The sequence below is a fragment of the Intestinimonas timonensis genome (assembly GCF_900626145.1).
GTDB classification, from domain to species: domain Bacteria; phylum Bacillota; class Clostridia; order Oscillospirales; family Oscillospiraceae; genus Intestinimonas; species Intestinimonas aquisgranensis.
Map to the genome: position 1 here is coordinate 1 of NZ_LR130836.1, position 7,499 is coordinate 7,499.

Sequence of the window (7,499 nt, forward strand, 5' to 3'; positions counted from 1 at the left end):
TCAGGAAACAGCGGACACGCCTTGCCACAGCAAAGCAGAGAGTTTCCGAGCTGGAAGTCCTGCTCTGCAAAATCTATGAGGACAACATTTTAGGCAAGCTGTCCGACAGCAGATACGCCACTCTGGACGCTCAATACGAAAAGGAACAGTCCGAGCTTACCGCTGAAATCTCTGCTCTGGAAAAGGCTATCAAGAGCTATGAAACGCACGAAAAGGACGCTGACCGTTTTATCGCTCTGATTGATAAGTATGAGAACTTCGACAAGCTGACCATTGCCATGCTCAACGAGTTTATCGAGAAAATTCTTGTGCATGAGCGTAACCGCAAAGGCAGTATACAGACCACACAGGAGGTCGAGATTTACTTCAATTTCGTTGGGCGATTCGTTCCCCCGGCGTTTGGAGAAGTGGAGCTGACCCCGGAAGAATTAGAGGAAATCCGCAAGCGTGAGGAACGCAAGGACAGGCTTCATCAGAACTACTTGAAGCGGAAAGCCAGCGGAGCGCAGAAGCGATACGAGGACAAAATCAAAAAGCGGAAAAAGGCAGAAATCGAAGCTAAGAAAGCCGCCATTCGTGCGGAGGACATTGCAAAGGGAGTGTTCGTCCCTGTCAGCAGTTTACCTCAGAGAGAGCCGATGAAAGGAGTACAAATAGCATGAATATCACTTACACACAGAACGGCGATTATCTTATCCCGAACATCGTTATCCGCAAGACCAAGCCCCTCGGACACTACGGCAGACTTCGTAAGGCGTATCTGGAAATGCACCGTCCGATACTGTTCAATGAGCTGGTACTATCCGACAAGCTCTTTGAGCATTGCGCCGAGATTGACGAAGCTGCACGAAACCGCATAGAGCTGATCGTGCGGCCACTGGCAGAGCAAAACGGCGTGACCGAGCAACTGAAAGCCGAAAACCAAATGGAATGGGTGCGGCAGATGAACGCTTGCAAGGCACAGGCAGAGGAGATTGTGAAGTTTGAGCTGATTTATGACTGATACTGAGAGCGCCCGGACGAAAAATGTTCGGGCGCTCAAACGCTTGAACAAACTGTAACTTTTTCAAGGAGTCTATTGACTAAGGCACCGAGTATGAGTATAATTAGTTTTGCTATTTAGCAACGCTAATCAGCAGAACTAAAGTGTGGTGAAGATTATGGATAACAAATATGTGCAACAATTCAAAAAAGGCTCTCTTGAAATGATACTATTATCCTTAATCGGGCGCAAAGAGACCTATGGCTATGAAATAATCACAGAGTTAAATAGCAGTGCATCTGTCTTAGGATATGCAAAAGAGGGAACGATTTACCCTATTCTGTATCGCTTACAAGAAGCGGAACTAATTCAATGTCGTTTGGCACCAGCGGCTGCTAATGGCGGATCAAAAAAATATTACTCCCTTACTCTTAAAGGAAAGGAAGTTTTACAGGAATTGATTACGTTTTGGTCCAGCTATACGGATTGTGTAAATAGCTTTATCGCCACCTATCAACAAACGGAGGTCTCAGAATGAAGGAGCAATACATAAGGCAGGTTGAAAAGGAATTAAATTTATCACGCAAAGCCAAAACCGAGGTTGTGCGTGACTTGAATGAAATATTTAATTCTGCCGTGGAGCATGGAGAAACTGAACAACAGGTAATCGAAAGGCTTGGAACGCCGCAAGAATTTGCTAACAGCACAGCAGAACAGTTTGGAATTGATAATTCCGTCCCAAAGAAACGGAAATGGATCATTTCAAGTGTCATTTCCCTTGTGGTAGCTATTGTTGCTTTTTTAATTTATGCTACTGCAAAGTCTGGTAAAGTGCCGGAAGGAGCAATCGGGCAAGCAGACGCAATGACAAACATTCAGGTTAGTGGTGATTTTATTTTTGATGCTTCTCAAATTATTTTATTGGTTGGCATAATCGCTTTTGCATTTGCCACAATTCAGATTATCAGAGCTGTCCACAACAATAGGAGGTAACTATGAAAAGATTTATTCCGGGAATTGCAATTTTGCTTATATTGTCATTGACTGCTTGCTCCGCCCCAAAAACACCACCCAAAGACACAGGAGACGCAAGCAATTCGCAATCTGAAGGTATTATTAGGCTTGATGAGGGAGAATGGCCAGTCAATGAATATACTGAGGGACTTCCCGTTCCAACTGGCACAGTTGCATGGGCTATGCTTGATACAGAACACGGAAATTTCAGTATCAGTATTGCAGGTATAGACGAAAATGACTATGATAACTACATGGAACTTTTGATACAAGAGGGCTTTTCAGTAGTTGAGAATGTGTCAGAGAAAATCAAAGGAGAAAACTATGTTTCTGTCGGAACACTCCTATCAAATGGAGAAAAAGGTTTAAGTATCAGCTACATACCTGATAATTTAACAATTTATGTTTCATTTGAAATACGATTAGTTCAATCGAAATAGGGCAATTCAATCCGACTGCAAAGCTGGCGTTGATTTTGTGCATAGCCTTAGATAAAAAATTTGAAGAATTGTTCTTCTTCTAAAAGAACATAAGGAGGATATTTATGGATAAGCAAACAACAGGAATTGTGATCGCTGCAACAAAACAGTGGTGGTTAAAGGTCAACAGAAAACCCATGAGATTGCACACACTGGATGGTGCTGAATTTCCTTACATCATTAAAATTGAATACACCGTAGATGGAAAGGCGTACACAAAAAGAAAATGGATTAACGCCGGTGACCCTGTTCCCAAGGTAGGGAGTAATGTTCAAGTGATGTATAATTCCGACAAGCCATCCAAAGCGAGAATATTGTAAAAGCATTCAGATGACGAGAACGAAAAATCCCTTTAGGAACTAAAGGGCGCACTTCTATACTCTCCTATCGGGAGTATCGTGCGTCCTGCGGAGCTTCATTCTCCGTCAGCAGAAGAAAACTGCTTGACCGAGAATGTTGCGTCACTTCGTTCCGTCAAGGTGGCTACACCCCCTTGCGCCGCTAAAGCGGCTATCCCTTGTGGACTTGCCGTCCGCAAACAGCATAAAATGCTGTTCGCCGCCAGCAAGTTTGAAAAACTGAATACCGAAAAACTGACCGTTGACTGGTCGCACTATGCGAAAAGTTGACGGTCTTTTTTTATCCCCAAAATCAAAAAAGGAGGTCAATCCCAATGACAAAACCGAAAACCCTCGACCAGCTCCGAGCCGAAAAGGAACGAGCCGAGACGCAGCTTGCACAGGAACAGCACAAGCTCAACCGTCTTGAGAACAGAAAGAAGTATCTGGAGAAAGGCGAAAGGCAGAAACGCACCCATCGTCTTTGCAATCTGGGCGGCACGATTGAGAGCCTTGCCCCGGAGGTCAAAGATCTCACACGCACCGAAATGACAGAGCTGATGGAACACATCTTTTCCCTGTCCGAAGTCCAGCGAGCCGTCCGTCACATGGCGATTACCCATATCAGCCAAGCAAACAGAGAAAAGGAGTTGAAAGCCGATGGCACTATTTCATCTGAGCGTCACGCAGACTAAGCGAAGCGCAGGACAGTCCGCTATCGCTTCTGCCGCCTACCGAGCCGGGGAGCGACTGTATAGCGAGTATTACGGCGAATACAGCGACTACACCCGCAAGGGCGGCGTGATCTGCTCCGACATTCTCCTGCCGTCCCATGCACCGCCCGAATACGCAGACCGCCAGACCCTATGGAACGCCGTGGAAAAAGCCGAGCGTGGAAAGAACGCCCAGCTTGCATACAGCTTTGACATTGCCTTGCAGAATGAATTTTCCCTTGAGGAAAACATCGCTCTTGCAAGGCAATTTTTATTGGAGAACTTTGTGAGCCGGGGCATGGTGGTTGACTTCGCCGTACACCAGCCAGACCGGGAGGACGGCGGCATACCCAATCCACATTTTCATGTGCTTTGCCCTATCCGCCCCATCGAGCAGAACGGCAAATGGGGGCTAAAGCAACGCCGGGTGTATGAGCTGGACGAGGACGGCAACCGTATCCGGGACCAGAACGGCGAGTTTGTTTTCAACGCCGTTCCCACTACCGACTGGGGCAGTCCCGAAACGCTGGAATACTGGCGGCAGACATGGGCGGAGCTATGTAACGCCAAGTTTGCGGAAAAGGGGCTTGACGTTCGTATCGACCACCGAAGCTATGAGCGTCAGGGCGTGGAGCTTCTTCCCACCGTCCACGAGGGCGCAACCGTCCGGGCAATGGAGAAGAAAGGCATACGCACCGAGAAGGGCGAGTTCAACCGCTGGATCAAGGCAACCAATGCCGTTATCCGGGACATCAAGAAGAAAATCGCTCTCCTGTTCGATTGGATTGCCGAAGCAAAAGCAGAGCTTGCCAAGCCGCAGGCACCCGACCTTGTTTCTCTGCTGAACGCCTATTACACCCAGCGCAGAGCCGGGGCGTATTCGCAGAAAGGCAAGGTCAGCAATCTAAAGGAGATGAACGAGACTTTCAATTATCTCCGGGCAAACGGCATTTATTCCCTTGAAGATTTGGAACACCGTGTCAGCGAACACAGTGCTACCACAGAGAGCTTGAAGAAAACGCTGGACGAACAGACCGCCCGAATGAAAGCAATTAAGCAGCTCTATGACAGCTCCGCTGCTTTCCAGAGCTTGAAGCCTGTCTATGACGGCTTGCAGAAAATCAAGTTTGAGAAGCCCAGAGCCAAGTACAAGGCAGAGCATGAAACGGAACTGAAACAGTTCTACGCCGCCAGACGCAAGCTGACCGGAGAGTTCCCGGACGGCAAGGTGGATATGAAAAAGCTGACCGAAGAGTATGACGAGCTGGAACAGGCGCACAACACCACCTATGGCGAGTTTAAGACCGTCAGAGACGATTTACACCGTCTTTGGAAGGTCAAGTCATGCGTAGATACTGCCGCCCGATTTAACGAGCGTACAGAGGAACAAAAGCTCCAAAATCGACCCAAAACACGACACAAAAAGGAGGATATGACACGATGAAAAAATACGACTGGAAGAACGAGTACAACCCCATCCGCAGAACGGCAAAACGCCTTTTGAGCGGAGAAGCTTTGACCGATGGCAGACCGCTTTCCGACCTGATCGAGCTGGACGAACACACCCGGAAATGCCTTGCCTTTGAAGCCACCCTCACCGACCGCCAGATTGATATGTTGCAGGAGCTGGGCTATCTGCCTGTTATCATGAGACAGTACGGCGAGGAATGTGCGAACTGCCCCTACACGCTGGACGAGCGTGAGCATGGCATTTGCAGACGATGCGCTGTTTTCAAGAAGTAAGGAGGACGCCCATGCAGTACACCCAAGCACAGATCGACAGGGCAAACGCCGTCAGTCTGGAAGATTTTCTCCGCACACAGGGAGAGACGCTTATCAAAAGCGGACGGGAATACCGCTGGAAAGAACATGACAGCCTGACCGTCCGGGGAAACAAGTGGTTTCGCCACAGCCAGAGCAAGGGCGGCTATCCCATTGATTTTGTCATGGAGTTTTACGGCAAGTCCTTTCCCGAAGCTGTCCAGCTCTTAACCGGCGAAAGCGGTGAGGGACAGAGCGAAGCCAGCACAGCACCGCCCACAGCGTTTCACTTGCCCTTGCACAACAGGACAGCCGACAGAGCAATCCAATATCTCACAGAAAGCCGAGGTCTCAACAAAACGCTTGTTGAGGCTTTTCTTCTTTCCGGGGATATTTACGAGGACGTAAAACGGCACAATGTTGTGTTTGTCGGCAGAGACCGAAGCGGTACGCCGAGATACGCCCATGTGCGAGGAACGGCAGACCCATTCAGGCAGGACATTGCCGGGTCTGACAAGTCCTATCCATTCCGCTATGAGGGGAACGGCAATCAGCTCTTTGTCTTTGAAGCGCCGATTGACCTGTTATCGTTCATCTGCCTTTATCCGCAGGACTGGCAGACAAGGAGCTATCTTGCCCTGGGCGGCGTTTCGGGCAAAGCCCTTGACCGTTTTCTTTCTGAACGCAAGGACACCCGAAAAGTGTTCCTCTGCCTTGACAGCGACACCGCAGGAAGCGAAGCCTGTACCCGACTGGCACAGTCCATTCCCGGCGAGATCGCCGTCATTCGCCTTGTCCCGGCAAGGAAAGACTGGAACGATGTTCTCCGTCAGCAAGGGGACATTCCCAGCCGCAAATTCATAGCCGAAACAATCACGCTGCGAGAGCTGCCCACCGCCCAGCCTGTTCCCATGCTCCGCATGGCAGATGTGGAGCTGACGAGCGTGGATTGGCTATGGTTTCCCTATATCCCCTTTGGAAAGCTGACGATTATACAGGGCAACCCCGGCGAGGGCAAGACCTACTTTGCCATGCGTCTTGCGGCGGCTTGTACCAACCGAAAGCCTTTACCCGGTATGGAGACCCTTGAGCCTTTCAACATCATCTACCAGACCGCAGAGGACGGTCTGGGCGATACCGTCAAGCCCCGACTGATGGAAGCGGAAGCAGACCTTGAAAGAGTGCTTGTCATTGACGATAGGGACACACCGCTGACCCTTGCCGATGAGCGCATAGCAAGGGCAATCCGGGAAAACAACGCAAGGCTGGTTATCATTGACCCGGTACAGGCGTTTCTGGGCACAGATGTGGACATGAACAGGGCAAACGAGGTGCGCCCGATATTCCGCAGTCTGGGAGACATTGCACAGGCTACCGGGTGCGCTATCGTGCTGATTGGACACCTGAACAAAGCCGCAGGAACGCAAAGCACCTACCGGGGATTGGGGTCTATCGACATTACGGCGGCAGTCCGCAGTCTGCTCTTTATCGGTAAGCTGAAGGACAGCCCCACAACGAGGGTGCTTATCCATGAGAAAAGCTCCCTTGCGCCGCCCGGACAGTCCCTTGCCTTTTCTCTGGGAGACGAGAAAGGCTTTGAATGGATAGGAGCTTATGACATTACCGCTGACGAGCTTCTTGCCGGGACAGACACCGCCAAGACCGAAAGCAAGACCGCACAGGCAGAAGCACTGATACTGGAACTGCTGGCAGACGGAAAGCGTATGCCGAGCGCAGAGCTGGAAAAGGCAGTCAATGAGCGTGGGATTTCCTCACGCACCATGAGAACGGCAAAAAGCCGTATCGGAGACAGGCTTGTGACCGAGAAAGACGGCACAGCATGGGTCTGCTATCTCCGAAACTGACAACAGGAACACGGCAAGCGTGGCAAAGACGGCAAGGTTTTTATAGATACCTTAATGTTGCCGCCTTGCCTTGTTCCATCATACCGACACCGCCCGATGATGAACAGTCACCGGGCATTTTTCATTTACAGGAGGATTTTGAATGAACAATACCGCAACCAACAGTACCCCTTGCCCGACTGTGAGAAAGCAGATCGGCAAGACAACCTATATCGTCCGTGTGCATTTCAGCGAGACCGCCAAGGAGACAATGGAGGACAAAATCAAGCGTCTGCTCCGTGAGGAAGTCCGCAAAATGTGACTTCTTTTTGAATTTGATGAAAAAGTCCTTGACTTTTCGTCTCTGG

At 49.7% G+C, this 7,499-nt stretch carries 12 protein-coding genes and 1 pseudogene; all 13 read left to right on the forward strand.

The features are described 5' to 3' along the window. Positions 1–662 (forward strand): DUF4368 domain-containing protein (locus E0E29_RS17795; RefSeq protein WP_130851088.1); only part of this gene is annotated, 662 nt, incomplete at its 5' end. Beyond that, a complete protein-coding gene (locus tag E0E29_RS17800) occupies positions 659–1,003 on the forward strand; it encodes a TnpV protein (RefSeq protein ID WP_130851089.1) in 345 nt (114 codons plus the stop codon). The genes E0E29_RS17795 and E0E29_RS17800, both read left to right, overlap by 4 nt. A 157-nt stretch (positions 1,004–1,160) precedes the next feature. Then, entirely contained in the window at positions 1,161–1,520 is a 360-nt protein-coding gene (locus E0E29_RS17805) for a PadR family transcriptional regulator (protein ID WP_117805437.1), read from the forward strand. Beyond that, positions 1,517–1,975 (forward strand): HAAS signaling domain-containing protein, encoded by a 459-nt coding sequence (locus E0E29_RS17810; protein WP_130851090.1) that lies wholly within the window; start codon positions 1,517–1,519, stop codon positions 1,973–1,975. Before E0E29_RS17805 ends, E0E29_RS17810 begins: the two co-directional genes overlap by 4 nt. Positions 1,976–1,977: 2 nt before the next feature. After that, a complete protein-coding gene (locus tag E0E29_RS17815) occupies positions 1,978–2,436 on the forward strand; it encodes a DUF6591 domain-containing protein (protein ID WP_130851091.1) in 459 nt (152 codons plus the stop codon). Continuing rightward, positions 2,412–2,519, forward strand: a pseudogene (locus E0E29_RS18935) (helix-turn-helix transcriptional regulator); the annotation flags it as partial. The gene E0E29_RS17815 and the pseudogene E0E29_RS18935, both read left to right, overlap by 25 nt. Before the next feature lie 21 nt (positions 2,520–2,540). Beyond that, positions 2,541–2,795, forward strand: coding sequence for a DUF3592 domain-containing protein (locus E0E29_RS17825; RefSeq protein WP_130851092.1), 255 nt, complete (start codon positions 2,541–2,543; stop codon positions 2,793–2,795). Positions 2,796–2,918: 123 nt separating this feature from the next. Next, the gene (locus E0E29_RS17830) at positions 2,919–3,104 is read left to right on the forward strand and encodes a hypothetical protein (RefSeq protein WP_005944784.1); all 186 of its coding nucleotides are present in this window, start codon (positions 2,919–2,921) and stop codon (positions 3,102–3,104) included. Positions 3,105–3,148: 44 nt separating this feature from the next. Next, positions 3,149–3,508 carry a DUF3847 domain-containing protein gene (locus E0E29_RS17835; protein WP_118667885.1) on the forward strand — a complete coding sequence of 120 codons (360 nt, stop codon included), beginning with the start codon at positions 3,149–3,151 and terminating at the stop codon, positions 3,506–3,508. Further along, the gene (mobQ, locus tag E0E29_RS17840) at positions 3,474–4,970 is read left to right on the forward strand and encodes a MobQ family relaxase (RefSeq protein ID WP_112148174.1); all 1,497 of its coding nucleotides are present in this window, start codon (positions 3,474–3,476) and stop codon (positions 4,968–4,970) included. Before E0E29_RS17835 ends, mobQ begins: the two co-directional genes overlap by 35 nt. Further along, on the forward strand, positions 4,967–5,269 hold the full coding sequence (locus E0E29_RS17845) for a hypothetical protein (RefSeq protein ID WP_024729653.1): 303 nt from the start codon (positions 4,967–4,969) through the stop codon (positions 5,267–5,269). The genes mobQ and E0E29_RS17845 overlap by 4 nt, the downstream gene beginning before the upstream one ends. 11 nt (positions 5,270–5,280) lie before the next feature. Next, positions 5,281–7,152, forward strand: a complete 1,872-nt coding sequence (locus E0E29_RS17850) for an AAA family ATPase (RefSeq protein ID WP_130851093.1) — start codon at positions 5,281–5,283, stop codon at positions 7,150–7,152. A 142-nt stretch (positions 7,153–7,294) separates the two neighbouring features. Further along, positions 7,295–7,453, forward strand: a complete 159-nt coding sequence (locus E0E29_RS17855) for a transposon-encoded TnpW family protein (protein WP_002593332.1) — start codon at positions 7,295–7,297, stop codon at positions 7,451–7,453. The last annotated feature ends 46 nt before the right edge of the window (positions 7,454–7,499 follow it).

Coding starts and splice junctions, on each gene's coding strand:
- E0E29_RS17800 (WP_130851089.1), top strand. CDS start 659: ATGAATATCACTTACACACAGAACGGCGATTATCTTATCCCGAACATC.
- E0E29_RS17805 (WP_117805437.1), top strand. CDS start 1,161: ATGGATAACAAATATGTGCAACAATTCAAAAAAGGCTCTCTTGAAATG.
- E0E29_RS17810 (WP_130851090.1), top strand. CDS start 1,517: ATGAAGGAGCAATACATAAGGCAGGTTGAAAAGGAATTAAATTTATCA.
- E0E29_RS17815 (WP_130851091.1), top strand. CDS start 1,978: ATGAAAAGATTTATTCCGGGAATTGCAATTTTGCTTATATTGTCATTG.
- E0E29_RS17825 (WP_130851092.1), top strand. CDS start 2,541: ATGGATAAGCAAACAACAGGAATTGTGATCGCTGCAACAAAACAGTGG.
- E0E29_RS17835 (WP_118667885.1), top strand. CDS start 3,149: ATGACAAAACCGAAAACCCTCGACCAGCTCCGAGCCGAAAAGGAACGA.
- mobQ (WP_112148174.1), top strand. CDS start 3,474: ATGGCACTATTTCATCTGAGCGTCACGCAGACTAAGCGAAGCGCAGGA.
- E0E29_RS17845 (WP_024729653.1), top strand. CDS start 4,967: ATGAAAAAATACGACTGGAAGAACGAGTACAACCCCATCCGCAGAACG.
- E0E29_RS17850 (WP_130851093.1), top strand. CDS start 5,281: ATGCAGTACACCCAAGCACAGATCGACAGGGCAAACGCCGTCAGTCTG.
- E0E29_RS17855 (WP_002593332.1), top strand. CDS start 7,295: ATGAACAATACCGCAACCAACAGTACCCCTTGCCCGACTGTGAGAAAG.